Genomic DNA, 19,569 nt, shown 5'->3' on the forward strand with positions numbered 1-19,569 from the left:
GAATTTAACCCCCAAACACGCGGATTTATTCTAACCATGATTCTCGACGCCACCGACCTGCGCCTCCTGCATTTCCTGCAGCAGGATGGCCGCATCAGCAACCAGGAACTGGCCGAAAAAGTCGCGCTGTCGCCGTCCGCGTGCCTGCGCCGTCTGCGCCTGCTGGAGAGCGAGGGCATCATCAGCGGTTACCGTGCGGTGCTGAATGCGGAGCAGTTGGGGATTGAGCTGGAGGCCATCGTGCACCTGTCGTTGCGCCAGGATGTGGAGGATTGGCACGAGACGTTCATCAAGAAGGTGCAGGGCTGGCCAGAGGTCGCCAGCGCCTACGTGATCACCGGCGCCAGCAACTATGTGCTGCGGGTGCAGGCGCGCAACCTCAAGCACTTTTCGGACTTTATCGTGAACCATCTGAACCGCACGGCGGGGGTGATGGATATCCGTTCGGAGATTGTGTTGCAGAAGATCAAGGATCGGGATGAGGTGCTGGACTTGGTGGTACGCAAATAACCACGCCACCACAATACCCTGTGGGAGGGTGCTTGCCCCCGATAGCAATGGTTCAGCCAATTAATATATTGGCTTCACCGCCGCCATCGGGGGCAAGCCCCCTCCCACATTTTGAATCGCGTTTAATCTTCCAGAGCGCGGACTCGTTGCATGCGTTTCTGCTCCACCGGCGCATCCGCTACCTGCAACGCAAAGTCAAAATCAATCTGCGCAAACCGCCCCTCCACGCCAAACTCCCGCGCCAGTTGCGGGTCATCACTGAAGCGAATCTCGGCGATCAACTCATCCCGCGTCGCATAGGCAAAGTCGTCATGCAGGTACGGGTCATCCGACAGGTTGATCTGCGTGGTCAGGTGCCGGTGCCCCGGCGCCGAAATAAAGAAGTGGATATGCGCCGGCCGCTGCCCGTGGCGCCCGAGCTGATCCAGCAGTTGCTGGGTCGGCCCGGTCGGTGGGCAACCGTAGCCCGACGGCACGATACTGCGGAACCGGTAGTTGCCCTGGGCATCGGTCTCGATGCGTCGGCGCAGGTTGAACTCCGATTGCGTCGGGTCGAACCACGAGTAAGTACCGCCCGTATTGGCCTGCCACACGTCCACAATCGCCCCGGCCAGCGGTTTGCCGTTGGTATCGCGCACCTGCCCGCGCATGAACAGCGGCACCGCATCGTCCTTGCCATCATCCAGCCGCGCCTCGTACTTGCTCAACGGCGCCCCGGCCACATACAGCGGGCCTTCAATGGTGCGCGGCGTGCCGCCGGATTTGCCGGCTTCCTCGTCGGCAGCGTCCATCAGCAAGTCCAGGTAATGCTCAAGGCCCAGCCCGGCGGCGAGCAATCCGGCTTCCTGGTGCTTGCCCAGCTCGTTGAGGTAGTTGACCGCCTTCCAGAACTCTTCCGGGGTCACTTCCAGGTCTTCGATGATGTTCACGGTGTCGCGCAGGATCCGGTAGATCAGCGCCTTGGTGCGCGGGTTGCCAGCGTCGTTGAGGTTGCCGCTGGCTTCTTCGAGAAACTGTTGGGCATGGGCAGTCTGGGACAGTCGGATGGACATGGTGCATTCCTCATCTTGTAGTTATTGGTCTGGAAACCGGCCTAGCGGTCGTCGTCATGGATCGACGACGGGTGCCGGCACAGGGCGTTCACTTCGATGGCCATATAGGGGAACAGCGGCAGTTGCATCAGCAGGTCATGCAGCGCCTGCACGCTGTCGACATCGAACACGCTGTAGTTGGCGTAGTGCCCGGCGATGCGCCACAGGTGGCGCCATTTGCCTTCCTGTTGCAGGCGCTGCGCCAGGGCCTTTTCATCGGCCTTGAGGCGGGCTGCGCGCTCGGGGTTCATGTCGAGCGGCAGGTTCACAGTCATTTTTACGTGGAACAACATGGCAGGCGCCTCTTAGTGTTTGTCACGACGCAAGAACGCCAGGCGCTCTTCATCGATGGCCAGGCCCAGGCCCGGTGCGGTGGAGATATGCAGCTGGAAGTCGCGGTACACCGGCGGCTCGGTGAGGATGTCTTCGGTAAGCAGCAACGGGCCGAACAGCTCGGTGCCCCACGCCAGTTTGTTCAGCGTAAGGAAGGCATGCGCCGACGCCAGGGTGCCGATGCCGCCTTCGAGCATGGTGCCGCCGTACAGGCCGATACCCGCCGCTTCGGCAATCGCGGCGGTGCGCAGCACGGCACGTGGGCCGCCGTTCTTGGCGATCTTGAGGGCGAACACCGACGCCGCGCCTTCGCGGGCCAGGTTGAACGCGTCCTCGACGCACTCGATGGATTCATCCGCCATGATCGGCGCCGGGCTCGACAGGTTGAGCCGTGCCATGCCGCCACGGTTATTGCGCGAGATGGGCTGTTCGATCAGGTCGATGCCGTTGTCGCCGAGCACCTGGCACGCCCGCAGTGCCACCGCTTCGTCCCAGGCCTGGTTGACGTCGACGCGCACGCTGGCGCGGTCGCCCAGGGCCTTTTTGATCGCGATCACATGGGCCAGGTCCTGGCTGACCTCACCGGCGCCGATCTTCAACTTGAAGAGGCGGTGGCGGCGCAGGTCGAGCATCTTTTCGGCCTCGGCAATGTCCTGCTCGGTGTTGCCGCTGGCCAGGGTCCAGGCCACCGGCAGCGCGTCGCGCACACGCCCGCCGAGCAGTTCGCTGACCGGCAGGTGCAGGCGTTTGCCGAGAGCGTCGAGCAAGGCGCTTTCGATACCGGACTTGGCAAAGGTGTTGCCACGGATGCTGCGCTCCAGGCGCAACATGGCAGCGTTGATATTACTGGCGTCCTGGCCGATCAGCAGCGGCGCGAAGTGGCGGTCGATGTTGACCTTGATGCTGTCGGGGCTTTCATTGCCATAGCTCAAGCCGCCAATGGTAGTGGCTTCGCCGATGCCTTCGATACCGTCGGCGCAGCGCAGGCGGATGATCACCAGGGTCTGGTTTTGCAGGGTGTGCATCGCCAGCTTGTGCGGGCGAATGGTGGGGAGGTCGACGATGATCGTGTCGATCGACTCGATGGCGCAAATCGGCATGGCTATACCCGTTGGGTTCTTTATAGGTTTTAGCCGATTCTGTGCCGTATTTTTCAAGGCTTCCAATATAGAATGGGTCTCGCACAATACCCTGAAGGTATGAAAGGAGCCGTCATGGAACTGCGTCACCTGCGCTACTTCCAGGTGCTGGGAGAGACCCTCAACTTCACCCGCGCCGCCGAACGCCTGCACATCGCCCAGCCGCCATTGAGTCGGCAGATCCAGCAATTGGAGGATGAACTGGGCGTCATTTTGCTTGAACGTGGCCGACCGCTGCGGCTGACCGAGGCCGGGCGGTTTTTTTATGAACACGCCAACGTGCTGCTGGAGCAATTGAACAAGGTCTGTGACAACACCCGGCGTATCGGCCAGGGCGAGAAGACATGGCTGGGCATCGGTTTTGCGCCGTCGACCCTGTACGGCGTGCTGCCCGAATTGATCCGCCGATTGCGTACCCATGAGGCGCTGGAGCTGGAGTTGGGGCTGTCGGAGATGACCACTTTGCAGCAGGTCGAAGCGCTCAAGGCCGGGCGCATCGACGTGGGGTTCGGGCGGATTCGCATCGATGACCCGGCCATCGTCCAGCGCGTGCTGGTGGAGGACCGGCTGGTCGCCGTGCTGCCTGCCGGTCACCCGTTGCTCGATGCGCCCGCCACCCTCGCCCAACTGGCCGCCGAACCTTTTGTGCTCTACCCCGGCAACCCACGCCCCAGCTACGCCGACCATGTGATCGCGCTGTTCGACGCCCATGGCTTGAGCCTCAAGGTGGCGCAGTGGACCAACGAGTTGCAGACCGCCATTGGCCTGGTCGGCGCCGGCATGGGCGTGACGCTGGTGCCCGCCTCGGTGCAGGTGCTGCACCGCGCGGACATCGGCTATACACCCGTTGTGGAGGCCACGGCGACGTCGCCGATCATCCTCAGCCGACGGGTGAGTGACCAGTCGCCAGGGCTCAGTCATTGCCTGCAACTGGTGGAAGAGCTCATCTGATTTATCCCAAACACTACAAACCCCTGTGGGAGCTGGCTTGCCTGCGATAGCGGTGGGTCAGCTGGCACATCAGCTGACTGACACATCACTATCGCAGGCAAGCCAGCTCCCACATTTGGATCTTCATTGTATTCAAAGGCTGCGCAGGCGCTTGCGCTGCAGGGTTTGGCTAGGGGACTCGTCGAACAATTTTCGATACTCCGCCGAAAACCGCCCCAGGTGGGTAAAGCCCCAGCCCAGGGCGATCTCAGAGATGGTACGGGTAGAGCCGTGTTCAAGGATTTCCTGGCGCACGACGCCCAGCCGGTATTTCTTCAAATAGGCCATCGGCGACAGCGCAAAGTATTTGCGAAAGGCATCGAACAGCTTGAACCGCGACACCCCCGCAGCGGCCTCCAGGTCCTCCAGGTGCACCGCTTCCCGAGCGTTGTCATGGATGTACTGCCGCGCACGGATCAGATAATGCGGCAGTTTCACGCCCAGGACATCGCGCAGTTCTTCGGAGTAGTTGTTCGGCTGGGCCAGGATCAGGCCCTTGATCAGCGAGCTTTCCAGGTCGCGGGTAAAAGCGGCCTGCTCGTATAACTCGCTGCCATGCTCAAGCTCGGCGATGAAGTAGCGCGCCATGCGCCACCACGACGCCGAAGCGCCGTCCACTGCGTCCATCACCGACTCAAAGCGCAGCGGCGCCTCAATCGGCCGTTGCAGCAAACCTTCCAGCGATTCACTCATCGCCGCCCGCGTGATCACCACCTGCAACTTTCGGCAATCGCCGGAGATCGCCAGCACCTGATGCTCATTGGGCGAGATGATCACGCCCTGGTCGCGGTTGGAACTCAGGCGCTCACCGTTCTTGCTCAACTCCTGTTCGCCCACCAGCGGCAGGCTCAGGCTGTAGCTGCTGAAATGCTCGGCGTCTTCGATGTCGATGGTCACGTCGGTGCCGTACTCGATCACCCCCAGGGTGGTGGCGCGGGACTTGAACACGTTGGCGCTGTGGTGAAAGCGCAGGCGCTCCGGCGTATTGGTGGCCAGGCGATGGGGCCCGCAAATGCCCGACATCCAGCTGCGGGCGCCTTCCAGGTCGAAGCGTTGAATCGTTTGGCTGCTCATCAGGGTGCACCCACGGCGGTTAGGCTGTTGCGCGCTCTGGCGGCGCGTCGTTGTTGTTCGACAGCAATTAATGCGCCACGCCGGCGCAATGGCCAGCGGGTGGATAGCAAGGGTCGACTAAGTGGATAAGACCCCGGCTTTTGCGACCACTGCCCTGCAAGACAGTAGCGCATCCCGTCACCGCTGCGCACCGGGTTGGGTATTTGCTGCCCAATTATCCGGCGCAGGTTCCCCCACTAAGCGGATAGCCCGCGTCCTGCCGCGCTGCCTCTAATAAACCACCGATCAGCCCCTATCAAAAAGGTGCCTCCCATGAGTGGTGCAAGAAGCGTCGAGCAGTGGAAAACGTTTATCGAAGGTTGCCTGGACTTTCGCCCGGTGGATGAAGTATTCCGCATCGCCCGCGACATGTTCACCGAGCCGGAACTGTTCGATCTGGAGATGGAACTGATCTTCGAAAAGAACTGGATCTACGCCTGCCACGAAAGCGAACTGGCCAACAACCACGACTTCGTGACCCTGCGCGCCGGGCGCCAGCCGATGATCATCACCCGCGATGGCGAAGGCCGCCTCAATGCGTTGATCAACGCCTGCCAGCACCGCGGCACCACGCTGACGCGGGTCGGCAAAGGCAACCAATCCACGTTCACCTGCCCGTTCCATGCCTGGTGCTACAAGAGCGATGGCCGGCTGGTGAAGGTCAAGGCGCCGGGGGAATACCCGGACGGTTTCGACAAGGCCACGCGCGGCCTGAAAAAGGCGCGCATCGAGAGCTACAAGGGCTTTGTGTTTATCAGCCTGGACGTAAATGGCAGCGACAGCCTGGAGGATTTCCTCGGCGACGCCAAAGTGTTCTTCGACATGATGGTCGCGCAGTCCGCCACCGGCGAACTGGAAGTACTGCCGGGCAAATCCGCCTACACCTACGACGGCAACTGGAAGCTGCAGAACGAAAACGGCCTGGACGGTTATCACGTCAGCACCGTGCACTACAACTACGTGGCCACCGTGCAGCATCGCCAGCAGGTGAACACCGAGAACGGCACAGGGGCCGGCAGCACCCTGGACTACAGCAAACTCGGCGCCGGCGACGCCAATACCGATGACGGCTGGTTCGCCTTCCACAATGGCCACAGTGTGCTGTTCAGCGACATGCCCAACCCCAGCGTGCGCTCCGGCTACGCCACCATCATGCCGCGCCTGGTGCGGGAGCACGGCCAGCAGAAGGCCGAGTGGATGATGCACCGCCTGCGCAACCTGAATATCTACCCGAGCCTGTTCTTCCTCGACCAGATCAGCTCGCAGCTGCGCATCATCCGCCCGGTGGCGTGGAACAAGACCGAGATCATCAGCCAATGCCTGGGGGTGAAGGGCGAGTCCGACGCCGATCGCGAGAACCGCATCCGCCAGTTCGAAGACTTCTTCAACGTGTCGGGCATGGGCACGCCGGATGACCTGGTGGAGTTCCGCGAAGCCCAGCGCGGGTTCCAAGGCCGGCTTGAACGCTGGAGCGACATCTCACGCGGCAGCCACCGCTGGGCAACCGGGCCTACGCCGAACAGCGAAGCCATCGGCATCCAGCCGGCCATGACCGGCACAGAACTCACCCATGAAGGCCTCTACGTGAACCAGCACCGCAACTGGCAGCAGTTCCTGCTCAACGGCCTCGATCAACAAGCGCTGAAACTGCGGGAGGTGAAATGATGAATGCCCCATTGCAGTACCGCATCGAACAGTTCTTCTACCGCAAGTCCGAGCTGTGCGACGCCCAGGACTGGGACGCCTATGTGCAGTTGTTCGACCCGCAGAGTGAGTTCCACTTGCCGCAGTGGGACTCGGAACACGTCTACACCCGCGACCCCAAGCGCGAAATGTCGCTGATCTACTACGCGAACCGTTCGGGCCTGGAAGACCGCGTGTTCCGTTTGCGCACCGGCAAGGCGGCGTCGGCCACACCGATGCCGCGCACGCTGCACATGATCAACAACGTGCGCGTTGCCGAGCAGGCGGATGGCACGCTGGAGGTGCGACTGAATTGGCACACGCTGTTCTATCGCCTGGCCACGTCGGAGCAGTTTTACGGCCACGCCACCTATACCCTCAAACCGGAAGGCGACAGCTGGTTGATCACCCGCAAGCATGCGCTGCTGCTCAACGACACCATTAACTCGGTGCTGGATTTCTATCACCTCTGACCACGGCTAAATCACCGAGATGCTGTTGTGGTGAGAGTGCTTGTTGTGGCGAGCGGGCTTGCCCCGCGTTGGGCTGCGTAGCGGCCCCTCTGGAAGACACCGGGTTATCAGCTGGAAAAATGCGGTGGTCTTATTGGGGCCGCTTCGCAGCCCAACGCGGGGCAAGCCCGCTCGCCACAAGTTATGCGCACGTTATAAATATGCGGAGAGCAACACATGAATCACAAAGTGGCCTTCAGTTTTGCCGACGGCAAGACGCTGTTCTTCCCCGTCGGCGCCAATGAAATCCTGCTGGATGCAGCACTACGCAACGGCATCAAGATCCCGCTGGATTGCCGTGAAGGCGTGTGCGGCACTTGCCAGGGCCGTTGCGAATCCGGCGAGTACAGCCAGGATTATGTCGACGAAGAGGCCCTGTCCAACCTCGACCTGCAACAGCGCAAGATGCTCAGTTGCCAGACGCGGGTGAAGTCCGATGCGACGTTCTACTTCGACTTTGATTCGAGCCTGTGCAATGCGCCGGGGCCGGTTCAGGTCAAGGGCATCGTGAGCGCGGTGGAGCAGGTGTCGGCCAGCACGGCGATCCTGCAGGTGCAGTTGGATCAGGCACTGGATTTCCTGCCGGGCCAATATGCACGCCTGTCGGTGCCTGGCACGGACAGTTGGCGCTCGTATTCCTTCGCCAACCTTCCGGGCAATCAATTGCAATTCCTGGTGCGCCTGCTGCCGGATGGGGTGATGAGCAACTACCTGCGCGAGCGTTGCCAGGTGGGTGATGAACTGGTGATGGAAGCACCCCTCGGCGCTTTCTACCTGCGGCACGTCTGCAAACCCTTGGTGCTGGTGGCGGGCGGCACCGGGTTATCGGCGTTGCTGGGCATGCTCGATGAACTGGCCGCCAACGGCTGCGACCAGCCCGTGCACCTGTACTACGGCGTACGTGGCGCAGAAGACTTGTGCGAAGCGGCGCGCATCCAGGCCTACGCCGCGAAAATCCCGGACTTTCGCTACACCGAAGTGCTCAGCGCGCCCTCGGACGAATGGCCCGGCAAGCGCGGTTACCTCACCGAGCATTTCGACCTGGCCGAATGGCGGGACAGATCGGCGGATATGTACCTGTGCGGCCCCCCTCCAATGGTCGAATCCGTCCAACAATGGCTGGCGGATCAGGCACTTGATGGCGTTCAGCTGTATTACGAAAAGTTCACGCAGAGTAATATCTGACCCTCAGCACTTCTGAGGGGTAGATGCGGCGTGCACTCCACCCTGAGAAAAACAAGTAGAAGGGAATGTTAATGGCGGATGACATGGTTAACCCGGTGGGCCTCAAGCGTGGCCTGAAGAACCGGCACATTCAGTTGATCGCCTTGGGAGGGGCGATCGGCACGGGGTTGTTCCTCGGCTCGGCCGGGGTACTCAAGTCGGCGGGGCCGTCGATGATCCTGGGCTACGCGATTGCCGGTTTTATCGCATTCCTGATCATGCGCCAGCTTGGCGAGATGATCGTCGAAGAGCCGGTGGCCGGTTCCTTCAGCCACTTCGCTCACAAATACTGGGGCGGCTACGCAGGCTTCCTGGCCGGCTGGAACTACTGGGTACTCTACGTGCTGGTGGGCATGGCCGAACTGACGGCGGTGGGCAAGTACATCCAGTTCTGGTGGCCGCAGATCCCGACCTGGGTCAGCGCGCTGGTGTTCTTCGTGGCGGTGAACCTGATCAACACCCTCAACGTGAAGTTCTTCGGTGAAGCCGAGTTCTGGTTCGCGATCATCAAGGTGGTGGCGATTGTCGGCATGATCGTGCTCGGTTGCTACCTGCTGTTCAGCGGCACCGGCGGCCCGCAGGCGTCGGTGAGCAACCTGTGGAGCCACGGCGGGTTCTTCCCCAATGGCGGCATGGGGCTGTTGATGTCCATGGCGTTCATCATGTTCTCCTTCGGTGGCCTGGAGTTGGTGGGCATCACCGCCGCCGAAGCCAGCGAACCGCGCAAGGTCATCCCGAAAGCGATCAACCAGGTGGTGTACCGCATCCTGATTTTCTACGTCGGCGCATTGACCGTGCTGTTGTCGCTCTACCCATGGGACCAACTGCTGCAAACCCTCGGCGCGTCGGGCGATGCCTACAGCGGCAGCCCATTCGTGCAGATCTTCTCGCTGATCGGTAACGACACCGCCGCCCACATTCTCAACTTCGTGGTGCTGACCGCGGCGCTGTCGGTGTACAACAGCGGCGTGTACTGCAACAGCCGCATGCTGTTCGGCCTGGCCGAGCAAGGCGATGCGCCCAAGTCGCTGATGAAGCTGAACAAGCAAGGCGTGCCGATCCGCGCCCTGGCGATTTCGGCCCTGGTGACGATGCTGTGCGTGGTGGTCAACTACGTCGCACCGAAGAGCGCCCTGGAGTTGCTGTTCGCGCTGGTGGTTGCCTCGCTGATGATCAACTGGGCGCTGATCAGCATCACCCACATCAAGTTCCGCAAGGCCATGGGCGAACAGGGCCTGACGCCGTCGTTCAAGACCTTCTGGTTCCCGTTCAGCAACTACCTGTGCCTGGCGTTCATGGTGATGATCATCAGCGTGATGCTGGCGATTCCAGGCATCAGCGAGTCGGTGTATGCGATGCCGGTGTGGGTGGGGATTATCTACATTGCCTATCGGCTGCGGGTTCGCAGAAGTCACGCGATAGTCAACGCGCAGTGATGCCTGTGGGAGGGGGCTTGCCCCCGATAGCGGTCTATCAGTACCCGATGTACTGACTGACACTGCCATCGGGGGCAAGCCCCCTCCCACATTTTGTTTACAGCGTGGAACGTACTCGCCACAGTTCTGGGAACAGCACGGTATCGAGCATCTTGCGCAAATACCCCACACCTTCCGTGCCACCCGTGCCCGGCTGGAAGCCGATAATCCGCTCCACCGTCGTCACATGGCGGAAACGCCACTGACGGAACGAATCCTCCAGGTCGATAAACTTCTCGGCCAACTGATACAAATCCCAGTAACGCTTCGGGTCGCGGTACACCTCACGCCACGCCGCCTCCACGGACTCATCGTGAACCGTCGCCGCCGTCGGGTCGCACTCGGCCCGCTTTGGATCAATCGCCAGGCCCGCCTTGATCATCAGGTTGATCGCCTCGTCATACAGCGACGGCGTGGCAATTGCCACTTTCAACTCGTTCAACAGTTCCGGCCGATGGGCATGGGGCCGCAACAGCGCCGCGCTTTTATTGCCGAGGATAAATTCGATCTCGCGGTACTGGAATGACTGGAACCCCGACGACTGCCCCAGGAACGGGCGGATCGCTTTGTATTCCGACGGCGTCATTGTCGCCAGCACGGCCCAGGCGTGCACCAGCTGATCGAAGATCCGCGACACCCGCGCCAGCATCTTGAACGCCGGTGGCAGCTCGCCCAGGCGTACATGTTCGCGGGCGGCCTTGAGTTCGTGGAGCATCAGCTTCATCCACAGCTCCGAGGTCTGGTGCTGGATGATAAAGAGCATTTCGTTGTGGTCCGGCGACAGCGGGTGCTGGGCGCTGAGGACTTTGCCCAGGTCCAGGTAATCGCCGTAGCTCATAGACTCGGAAAAATTCAGTTCGGCGTTATGCCATTCTTCGGGCGGCTGATAGTCAACAGAGAAGGGACATTGGCTCATCGCGTGGGCTCCTTGAGCGGGCGGAGAATGGCGCGGACAGGGCTCGCGTCGAGGTTGGCAAAGCGCAGCGGCAGGGCGATCAGTTCGTAATCGCCCTCGGGGACGTCATCGAGCACGATGCCTTCGAGAATCGCCATGCCATGGCGCGCCACGGCGTTGTGGGAATCCATGGTCTTGGACTGCTGCGGGTCCAGCGAGGGCGTATCGATGCCGATCAAGCGCACTCCGAGGCTGGCGAGCAGCTCGATGGTATGCGGGGCGATGGCGGTGAAATTCGAATCCCATTCGGTCAGCGGCGCTTGTGGATAAGTACGCAGTAACACGCGCTCCGGCAAGTTATCCACACGGCCTTGAAGTTGGTGCGGCTGTATAAGCGCACCGCTGTCCAGGCAATGCAGCACGCGGCAAGGCCCCATGTACACATCCAACGACACCTCACCAATGGCCACGCCGTCCGCGCTGTAATGCAGCGGCGCATCCACGTGGGCGCCGGTGTGCGGCGACAAGGTAATGCGTCCGACATTCACTGGACACTCCGGGCCCAACTGCCACACGCGCTCTTCCTGGAACGGCGTATCCCCCGGCCAGGTCGGGGTCGCCGTACTCAAGGGCGGGCTGATATCCCACCACGTTTTTATTGGGTTCATTTCAAGGCTCTCGGCGGTTACTGGGGTGAATGATACGAGGGCCGGCTGCGAATTTTCTTGCGAATTCTGGCGTGAAGCGGGAAATCTTTCGCACTTACTGCGAAGAACGGACGAGAAATCGCACAAATATATCGTCCGGATGCGTCACCGTGCCCTGTGGGAGCCGGGCTTGCCCGCGATGACGGTGGCACTGCTTGCATCTTCATAGCCTGACACTCCGCTATCGCGGGCAAGCCCGGCTCCCACAGGGGTTCGCGGTAATTTCCGGATCATCACACCGCTGCGCTTCTGGGCATCCCGATGTCGAGTTCAGACCACTGACGCAACGCCCTAGGCCTTAGGGTGCATCCTTCCATTCCCTTCCTCGGAGTCATCATGTCCAAGCCCATCACCGTACTGCGCGACACTCATCCCCTGCCGGTCCTGGACGCGTGCAAATGGGAAAAACTCGAAGGCGACCCGCACACCGTCAACCTCAACGCCTACACCAGCGAAGACGGCAGCAAGATCATGGGCACCTGGATCTGCACCCCGGGCAAGTGGTACGTGGACTACGTGAAGTGGGAATACTGCCACTTCCAGGAAGGCTACTGCATCATCACGCCGGAAGGCCTGGAGCCGATTCACTTGCGAGCTGGGGATATCTTCGTGGTGGAACCGGGGATGAAGGGGACGTGGGAAGTGGTCGAGACGGTGCGTAAATATTTTGTGTTTGCTTGAGCCGCAAAAACCCGGGAGCCCACTATTAGCAGGCTCCCGGAACCGCCCCTACTTGGGCTTGCGATAGCTATTGATGATCGCCGAGAAGTCCTTGCCCCCTTCCCCACGCTGGCTCATCGATTGGTACAACTGCTGGGCCACAGCGCCCAGAATCACGGGTTGCTTGGCCTGACGTGCAGCCTCAGTAGCCAGGCCCAGGTCCTTGAGCATCAGGTCAGCACCAAACCCACCGGTATAACCACGGGACGACGGCGCGGTTTCAATCACACCCGGCCACGGGTTGTAGGTATCGGAACTCCAGCAACGTCCGGTTGAGCTGTTGATGATGCCGGCCAGCACCTGGGTGTCGATGCCCAACGCGTCGCCCAGCGCCATGGCTTCGCTGACGCCGACCATGCTGATCCCCAACAACAAGTTGTTGCAGATCTTGGCGATTTGCCCCGTGCCCACCTCACCGCAGTGCACGATGTTGCGGCCCATCTGCGCCAGAACCGGTTGCAGGGTGGCGAACAGTTCCGGGGTGGCGCCGACCATGAAGGTCAGCGTCCCGGCTGCGGCGCCGCCCGTGCCGCCGGAGACCGGGGCGTCGGCTACGGCCACACCTTGTTCGGCCGCCACAGCCGCTACGTCGCGGATGGTCTGCGGGTCAATGGTGCTGCAATCCACCGCCGGTACGCCTTTGCCGATGCCGGCAAGTACACCGTCTTCATTCAGCCAGACGCTGCGCACATGGGCGGCGGCGGGCAGCATGGTGATCACCAGCTCAGCGCCGGTGGCCGCATCACGCGGCGAATCGCTGATGGTGCCACCCAGCTCGGCCAGTTCCTTGAGCACCGCCTGGTTCAGGTCAAACAGGTTCAGCGCGTGGCCGGCGTTGATCAGGTTGCGGGCCATGGGGGCGCCCATGTTGCCCAAGCCGATAAATGCAATCTTCATGGTCGTCTCCCGGAATCAGCGCAGGTTGATGGTGGTGTTGACGCCATCGTTGACCGAGTCGTCGTCGAACCAGCGGCTGGTGACGGTCTTGGTCTGGGTGTAGAACTGCACCACTTGCTTGCCATATGGGCCGAGGTCGCCAAGCTTGGAACCACGGGAACCGGTGAAGCTGAAGAACGGCACCGGCACCGGGATCGGGATGTTGATGCCGACCTGGCCTACATCGATTTCGCTCTGGAACTTGCGCGCCGCCGCGCCGCTCTGGGTGAACAGGCCAGTGCCGTTGCCGAACGGGTTGGCGTTGACCAGGGCGATGGCCTCATCGAGGGTCGCCACTTCCAGCACCACCAGCACCGGGCCGAAGATTTCCTGGGTATAGATCTGCATGTCGGTGGTCACGCCCGAGAACAGCGTCGGGCCGACAAAGTTGCCTTGCTCGAAGCCCGGCACCTTGATGTCGCGACCGTCCAGCTCCAGCTTGGCGCCTTCTTTCACGCCGCTTTCGATCAGCTCCAGAATGCGTGCCTTGGCACGCTTGGAAATCACCGGGCCGACATCGGTGCCGGCTTCGCTCCCCGCATTGACCTTGAGCTTTTGCGCCAGCGCTTTCAGGTCCGGCAGCCATTGCTTGGACGCGCCCACCAGCAGCACCACCGAGGTCGCCATGCAACGCTGACCCGCCGCACCGAAACCGGCGCCGACCAGGGCATTGAGGGTGTGTTCACGGTTGGCATCCGGCAGCACCACGGCGTGGTTCTTGGCGCCCATCATCGACTGCACGCGCTTGCCATGTTTGCCGGCCAAGTCGTAGACGTGAGTGCCCACGGCGGTCGAGCCCACGAAGGACACAGCCTTGATGTCTTTGTGGGTGCACAGTGCATCCACCACGTCCTTGCCGCCGTGCACCACGTTGAGCACGCCAGCCGGCACGCCAGCTTCCAGCGCCAGCTCGACGAGCAGCATGGTCGACAGCGGGTCCTGCTCGGAGGGCTTGAGGACGAAGGTGTTACCGCAGGCAATGGCCATCGGGAACATCCACAGCGGGATCATCGCCGGGAAGTTGAACGGGGTGATACCGGCGCACACGCCGATGGGTTGGCGCAGGGTGTAGGTGTCGACGCCACCAGCGACGTTTTCAGCAAACTCGCCCATTTGCAGGGTGCCGATGGAGCAGGCGTGTTCCACCACTTCCAGGCCACGGAAAATATCGCCTTCGGCATCGGCAATGGTCTTGCCCTGCTCGTTGCTGAGGACCACGGCGATGCGCTTGGAATGTTCGCGGATCAAGGCTTGCAGCTTGAGCATGATGCGCATGCGCGCGCCGATCGGCGTCAGCTTCCAGGTCTGGAAGGCGCGGTGGGCAGCATCGATGGCAGCGTTGACTTCATCGGCAGTTGCGAACGGGACTTTGGCCAGCACCTCTTGGGTGGCCGGGTTGACGATGTCTTGCCACTCGGTGGTCTTGGACTCGACCCACTCGCCGTTGATCAGCAACTTGACCTGTTGCACGGAAATATCGGCAGATGCGTTCATGTGGTCTCCAATCTTATATTTATGCAGAGACAAGGCGCGTAACCGCCTTGGGAAATGAGGCGTTCGGACTGTTTTTGGAGTATAGATGTGCAAATCTCTAATAAGAACGCACATAAAAGCCGGACCAATATGCAAAAAAACATCACGTCCCTGGGCTCCCTGAACTGGGATGACCTGAAGTTTTTCCTCGAAGTGGCCCGCACCCGCAAGGCCAGCGTGGCCGCCAAGCGCCTGGCGGTGGACTACACCACCGTGTCGCGGCGCATCAGTTCGCTGGAAGTGTCCCTCGGCACCCTGCTGTTCGAAAAATCCCGGACCAACGGCTTCGTACTCACCAGCGAGGGCCAGCGTTTGCTGGGCTATGCCGAGTCCATCGAAAGCACCCTGCACATGGCCTGCGAACAAGTCTCCGGCTCCGGCGTGGCGTTGTCCGGCCACGTGCGCATGGGCTGCACCGAAGGGTTCGGCAGCTTCTTCGTCACCCCGCAACTGAGTCACTTCATCGACACCTACCCGGCCATCTCGGTAGACATCCTGCCCCTGCCGCACTTCATCAGCCTGTCCAAACGCGAAGCCGACATCGTCATCGCCCTGGAACGCCCGGAACACGGGCCGTATGTGTGCTGCAAACTGTGCGACTACAAATTGCAGCTGTACGCGACCCAGGAATACCTCGATCAACACCCGCCGATCCGCAAACCAGTGGACTTGGCCGAGCATCCGTTTATCAGCTATGTGGATGACTTGGCGTTCAGCTCGGAGCTGCTGTACCTGGCAAACGTAGTGCCCGGCGCCAGCGCCAGTTTGCGCAGCACCAGTGTGATCGCGCAGTACGTCGCGGCGCAGCAAGGGCGGTCGATGGCGATACTGCCGTGTTTTTTGGCGGCGCAGGATCCACGGTTGTTACCGGTGCTGGGGGAGCAGATTTCCATCACTCGCCAGTTCTGGATGTATTGCCGGGAGGATCTGAGGAAGTTGAAGCGGATTACGTTGTTGTGGGACTACATCAGGGAGGTGACGGAGCAGAATCAGGGGCTGTTGATGGGGGAGACCAGGGAGATCAGGTTCGCGGATTAAAGGGCCATCAACGACGATTCGCTTTAATTTGCAGGACGTTTCCTAGAGACTCTCTACCCCCATTGCGCCTTACCGTTTGGGTCACTAGCCTCCTGACTTCGCTGCTCATCAGCGATCGGGTTTAGCGACCCGAACCCGGACACAGCCTCCAACGTCAAGCGCTTCATGCTTGTCGTTGTCGTGTTATGGCGGCTGTGCGTAGGAGACCTTCGGGTCTGCCGGGTCCTGGGTCCGGTTCGCTAACCTGCGTACAGCTGCCACCCTTTCATGTTTAGCGACATGAGTGGGTGGCTCCCTAAACTCCCAGGTATGGATCATGACTAAAATCGTCCCCGATCCACCGCTCTCCTCCATCACCACCCTCGGCGTCGTCACCTTCGGCGACTACGGCGAAAACGAAAAACCCCTGTTCCGCGTCAACGCCGGCATGCCCATTGAGGAAGCGCTGGAGCACGCCTCCACCCTGCTGTTCTACTCCAAGAAACTCGCGATGGAAGCCGCCATGGATGTACGCGGCGAGCAATACGCGTGGGCCGCGCATTACCTGTGTGAGATGGGCAAAGCCGTGGTCGATGACCTCACGCAAGCGATGACACCGGGCCGTTAAGCGAACACCGCTCGAATGCGGGAGGAGCCCTGCTCCTCCCAACATTTAAACGGCGGTAGTCCCGGCTATTTGTGGATACCGAGCCCGAACTTCGCGCAGGAACTCACCCGCACGGTTTTTGAGCCATTCAATCAGACGCGCAATATCCGGCTCTGACTGCCGCCCATTTCGACAAATGATGTAGTAGGCCGCTGGGGACATCATCACGGGGCTTTTCAACGCAACCAATGCACCGTTTTCCAATTGGTCATACACCAACGCAGTCCTGCCCAGCGCAATCCCTGCGCCCTTTACCGCCAGACTGATCGCCAGGCTCGAATCCGGAAAGCGCGGCCCATGGTGATAAGGCGGCGTCGGCAGGCCCTGAAACGCAAACCAGCTTTCCCACCCCGGACACACCTGATCGTCCACCCTATGAATCAGCGGGTATTGGGCGACATCCTCCGGCGCAATATCCCCCTTCGGCCTTAGAAATTCCGGCGAGCAAACGGGGAACACCGCGTCACGCATCAGCAGTTCAACATGATGATCCGGGTAATCGCCATACCCCATCACCACCGCGACATCGTATTGATGCGCTTCCAGACTGGTGCTGTTGATGTCGGCGCTGGTCAACACCAGGTCAAGGTTGAACGAAGCCTCAGTGTGAGAGCCGTGCATCCTGGGGATCAGCCATGTCGAACAGAGCGAGGACGTGCATGAGAGGTACAGCGGACGGGACTTTGCGGGGTTGAGTGAATGCAAGACCCCATCCAGCGCCTTGAAAAATCCGTCGGTGACCGGCAACAAAGCCTGCCCTGCGGACGTCAGCTTGACGCCGCGCGAATGCCGCTCAAACAACTGCACGCCCCACCATTCCTCCAGGCCTGCAATTTGATGGCTGATGGCGCTGGCGGTGAGGTTAAGCTGCGACGCCGCACGCGCAAAGCTACCGGATTGCGCAGCGCTGACGAACGCTTGAAGCATCGGAGTGGGAGGCGGACGCTGGGCCATCAGGTGCTCACTTTGATCAAGATGATCCCGCAAACAATGACGAATGCCGACAGCATCCGTCGCCAACCGAACTGTTCGTGAAAGAACAGCGCGGCAACAATGGCGCCGATAATAACACTGGTTTCCCGCAGCGCTGAGACCTTGGCCACCGCGTCCAGCGACAACGCAAACAACACCAATCCGTATGACGCCAGGTAAAAAACACCGCCCAACAGGCCGACTCGCCAATGCCCACGTATCGCTCGCATCAAGGCCAAACGCTCCCTGGAAAACGCCAGCACCGGGATCGGAATGCTCTGGAATACCGTCAGGTAGATGATGTATTGCAACACCGTTTCACTGGCTCTCACGCCTTTGGCGTCCACCACCGTGTAAGCCGCGATAAACGCCCCGGCACACACCGCCATCAGAATCGGCTTGAGCATCTGCGCCGTCATCCTGCGCACAAAGGTCAGGCTGATAATGCCTACACAAATCAACACCACACCCGCCAGCGCCTCGCGTGACAACTGCTCATGCAACAGAAAGTAGGAAAATAACGCGACCAGTACCGGCGGTATCCCACGCATCACCGGGTACACCTGCCCGAAATCTCCCGTTTCGTAGGCTTTGATCAGAAATAGCCGATAGACCGTATTGAGTCCCACGGAGACGAGGATGTAGCCCCACACCTCCAGGCTCGGCACGCTGACAAACGGCAACGCCAAAAGGCATATCACCAGGGCGGTGCCATCCACCATGGCCAAGGTCATGAAGCGACTGCTACCGGCGCGGACGACAGCGTTCCAGGTGGCGTGCATGAAGGCTGAGATCAAGACCAGCGTGATCGCGATATCGGAGTTGTCCATGGGGCTCGGCTTATGGCGGATAGTAGAGGATGTACGCTATGGGCATCGAGGTGTCATTGTTTACGCAACCACATCCTTAGCATGTAGCGATTTAGATCGCTCAAAGACTCAGCATCATCTATCGCACAACGTGGCGTATTCCTGTCAATGAAGTGCGTGCGAGTATGAAGAAACTTATTATCGGCCGAAATAAGTACCTGCCCTGGTTCCAGCAACACTCGATGCTGAACGGATGACTGATCGAGAACAGTATCCAGAAAGTCCAGCGCTTGACATTGAGCCACCGTTAACGGTACTCGCACCTTGATGTGGGCGGATTCAATGTAGACCCGAAAGTATCTGATCAGTGGAATGCCTTCATTGGAAAAACTCAGAATGGGCGCCTTGAAAGCTGCTCTTCATCTGACATACCGCGGTTTTCAAAAAAGAAGTTGCATTTAAGCTCTTCCAATATTTCCGGAAACGCCATCAGCTCCGCATATACCGCGCTTGCATCAATCAGGATGCTCTCGCCGCCCAAAAGCGCTGGCTGTCCGCAAGCCAGGATCAAGTAATCGATAGGTAGCGGATCGCTCACTCCATCGTTGTGTACGTACGCACCTTGACGGGTTTGATGGTATCTAGCCCCCTCCTCAATACTCTTACCGCCTCTGTCATAAACCTCAATCACCTTGTGACCCAGATGATTCTGTACCATGGGTACGCCGAGTAGCGAACCAAATGTCCATATCAGTGATTTAAAGGTTTCAAGTTTCTCGACCTTAAAACCATCAAGAATCAAGACATGGCATTCATGGTCGATCATGGTTCGGATTCTATCTAGCTCCTCACTCAAGACGGATGATTGTAGAGAATTGATGTAGGCAGCCTTGGTATCGAATCGAGCCCCCTGACTTTCAGATGCTAGCAACTCTCTTGCGCTCAAAAGTTCATCGAAGGCAAATCTTGAAAGTCTAACTTTGGAAACTGCTTGCCGGAAATCACTGACGTTTATGTTCATCGCAATCCTTTACGGTGGTTAGTTGGAGCGTTCATTTAACTAAGCCCACCATTTGCGAAAAAGCGAAACCTCGTCAGCCTAGCCATCAAAATTCGTCATGGCAGAGCTTTCCTACGTAGAAGTTACTTAGCAAACGCTGTTTCATGCACACCGCCAAACCAACTGTGGGAGCTGGCTTGCCGGCGATAGCGGTGTCTCAGTACCGGATGTACTGACTGACAC

At 60.1% G+C, this 19,569-nt stretch carries 20 protein-coding genes; 9 read left to right on the plus strand and 11 right to left on the minus strand.

The window, feature by feature from the left end:
• Positions 1-36: 36 nt before the first annotated feature.
• Complete coding sequence (locus AC3WP7_RS26380) at positions 37-510, plus strand: Lrp/AsnC family transcriptional regulator (RefSeq protein WP_003176072.1); 474 nt, start codon at positions 37-39, stop codon at positions 508-510.
• Between the two features lie 122 nt (positions 511-632).
• On the opposite strand, the gene catA is transcribed toward AC3WP7_RS26380, so the two are convergent.
• The 3 genes from catA to AC3WP7_RS26395 are packed head-to-tail and all read right to left on the minus strand — an operon-like array spanning position 633 to position 3,034.
• Positions 633-1,562 carry a catechol 1,2-dioxygenase gene (gene catA, locus AC3WP7_RS26385; RefSeq protein WP_102592549.1) on the minus strand — a complete coding sequence of 310 codons (930 nt, stop codon included), beginning with the start codon at positions 1,560-1,562 and terminating at the stop codon, positions 633-635.
• 41 nt (positions 1,563-1,603) lie between these two features.
• Positions 1,604-1,894: a muconolactone Delta-isomerase gene (catC, locus tag AC3WP7_RS26390; protein WP_071489159.1), complete on the minus strand. Its 291-nt coding sequence runs from the start codon at positions 1,892-1,894 to the stop codon at positions 1,604-1,606.
• Between the two features lie 12 nt (positions 1,895-1,906).
• Positions 1,907-3,034 carry a muconate cycloisomerase family protein gene (locus AC3WP7_RS26395; protein WP_093513846.1) on the minus strand — a complete coding sequence of 376 codons (1,128 nt, stop codon included), beginning with the start codon at positions 3,032-3,034 and terminating at the stop codon, positions 1,907-1,909.
• Positions 3,035-3,148: 114 nt separating this feature from the next.
• Between AC3WP7_RS26395 and AC3WP7_RS26400 the strand changes: the two genes are divergently transcribed.
• Positions 3,149-4,024 (plus strand): LysR family transcriptional regulator, encoded by an 876-nt coding sequence (locus AC3WP7_RS26400; protein ID WP_102592548.1) that lies wholly within the window; start codon positions 3,149-3,151, stop codon positions 4,022-4,024.
• 132 nt (positions 4,025-4,156) lie between these two features.
• Here the strand turns inward: AC3WP7_RS26400 and AC3WP7_RS26405 are convergent, their stop codons facing one another.
• The gene (locus AC3WP7_RS26405) at positions 4,157-5,137 is read right to left on the minus strand and encodes an AraC family transcriptional regulator (RefSeq protein ID WP_071489157.1); all 981 of its coding nucleotides are present in this window, start codon (positions 5,135-5,137) and stop codon (positions 4,157-4,159) included.
• A gap of 312 nt (positions 5,138-5,449) precedes the next feature.
• Between AC3WP7_RS26405 and antA the strand changes: the two genes are divergently transcribed.
• The 4 genes from antA (at position 5,450) to AC3WP7_RS26425 (ending at position 10,031) form a co-directional block, all read left to right on the plus strand.
• A complete protein-coding gene (gene antA / locus AC3WP7_RS26410) occupies positions 5,450-6,841 on the plus strand; it encodes an anthranilate 1,2-dioxygenase large subunit (protein ID WP_102592547.1) in 1,392 nt (463 codons plus the stop codon).
• Positions 6,841-7,332: an anthranilate 1,2-dioxygenase small subunit gene (gene antB / locus AC3WP7_RS26415; RefSeq protein ID WP_092249435.1), complete on the plus strand. Its 492-nt coding sequence runs from the start codon at positions 6,841-6,843 to the stop codon at positions 7,330-7,332. Before antA ends, antB begins: the two co-directional genes overlap by 1 nt.
• Positions 7,333-7,548: 216 nt before the next feature.
• Positions 7,549-8,556 carry an anthranilate 1,2-dioxygenase electron transfer component AntC gene (gene antC, locus AC3WP7_RS26420; protein WP_102592546.1) on the plus strand — a complete coding sequence of 336 codons (1,008 nt, stop codon included), beginning with the start codon at positions 7,549-7,551 and terminating at the stop codon, positions 8,554-8,556.
• Between the two features lie 71 nt (positions 8,557-8,627).
• Positions 8,628-10,031 carry an amino acid permease gene (locus AC3WP7_RS26425; protein ID WP_071489153.1) on the plus strand — a complete coding sequence of 468 codons (1,404 nt, stop codon included), beginning with the start codon at positions 8,628-8,630 and terminating at the stop codon, positions 10,029-10,031.
• Positions 10,032-10,128: 97 nt separating this feature from the next.
• Here the strand turns inward: AC3WP7_RS26425 and kynA are convergent, their stop codons facing one another.
• Both kynA and kynB read right to left on the minus strand, forming a co-directional pair.
• Positions 10,129-10,986 (minus strand): tryptophan 2,3-dioxygenase, encoded by an 858-nt coding sequence (gene kynA / locus AC3WP7_RS26430; RefSeq protein ID WP_102592545.1) that lies wholly within the window; start codon positions 10,984-10,986, stop codon positions 10,129-10,131.
• Positions 10,983-11,633, minus strand: a complete 651-nt coding sequence (gene kynB, locus AC3WP7_RS26435) for an arylformamidase (protein ID WP_093513843.1) — start codon at positions 11,631-11,633, stop codon at positions 10,983-10,985. Before kynB ends, kynA begins: the two co-directional genes overlap by 4 nt.
• Before the next feature lie 375 nt (positions 11,634-12,008).
• Between kynB and AC3WP7_RS26440 the strand changes: the two genes are divergently transcribed.
• Complete coding sequence (locus tag AC3WP7_RS26440; RefSeq protein WP_010206533.1) at positions 12,009-12,353, plus strand: cupin domain-containing protein; 345 nt, start codon at positions 12,009-12,011, stop codon at positions 12,351-12,353.
• Positions 12,354-12,401: 48 nt separating this feature from the next.
• Here AC3WP7_RS26440 and mmsB read toward each other — a convergent pair whose 3' ends face one another.
• On the minus strand, positions 12,402-13,289 hold the full coding sequence (gene mmsB, locus AC3WP7_RS26445) for a 3-hydroxyisobutyrate dehydrogenase (RefSeq protein WP_102592544.1): 888 nt from the start codon (positions 13,287-13,289) through the stop codon (positions 12,402-12,404).
• 15 nt (positions 13,290-13,304) lie between these two features.
• On the minus strand, positions 13,305-14,822 hold the full coding sequence (locus AC3WP7_RS26450; RefSeq protein WP_102592543.1) for a CoA-acylating methylmalonate-semialdehyde dehydrogenase: 1,518 nt from the start codon (positions 14,820-14,822) through the stop codon (positions 13,305-13,307).
• A gap of 129 nt (positions 14,823-14,951) precedes the next feature.
• Between AC3WP7_RS26450 and AC3WP7_RS26455 the strand changes: the two genes are divergently transcribed.
• Both AC3WP7_RS26455 and AC3WP7_RS26460 read left to right on the plus strand, forming a co-directional pair.
• A complete protein-coding gene (locus tag AC3WP7_RS26455) occupies positions 14,952-15,899 on the plus strand; it encodes a LysR family transcriptional regulator (RefSeq protein WP_092249456.1) in 948 nt (315 codons plus the stop codon).
• Between the two features lie 316 nt (positions 15,900-16,215).
• Entirely contained in the window at positions 16,216-16,506 is a 291-nt protein-coding gene (locus AC3WP7_RS26460) for a DUF3077 domain-containing protein (RefSeq protein WP_025859400.1), read from the plus strand.
• 45 nt (positions 16,507-16,551) lie between these two features.
• Here the strand turns inward: AC3WP7_RS26460 and AC3WP7_RS26465 are convergent, their stop codons facing one another.
• From AC3WP7_RS26465 to AC3WP7_RS26475, 3 genes are all read right to left on the minus strand, one after another.
• Positions 16,552-17,499, minus strand: coding sequence for a LysR substrate-binding domain-containing protein (locus tag AC3WP7_RS26465; RefSeq protein ID WP_102592542.1), 948 nt, complete (start codon positions 17,497-17,499; stop codon positions 16,552-16,554).
• The gene (locus AC3WP7_RS26470; protein WP_092249461.1) at positions 17,499-18,347 is read right to left on the minus strand and encodes an EamA family transporter; all 849 of its coding nucleotides are present in this window, start codon (positions 18,345-18,347) and stop codon (positions 17,499-17,501) included. The genes AC3WP7_RS26465 and AC3WP7_RS26470 overlap by 1 nt, the downstream gene beginning before the upstream one ends.
• A gap of 370 nt (positions 18,348-18,717) precedes the next feature.
• Positions 18,718-19,347, minus strand: a complete 630-nt coding sequence (locus tag AC3WP7_RS26475; protein WP_256579955.1) for a TauD/TfdA family dioxygenase — start codon at positions 19,345-19,347, stop codon at positions 18,718-18,720.
• Between the last annotated feature and the right edge of the window lie 222 nt (positions 19,348-19,569).

The organism is Pseudomonas sp. FW305-3-2-15-C-LB1, assembly GCF_058787615.1.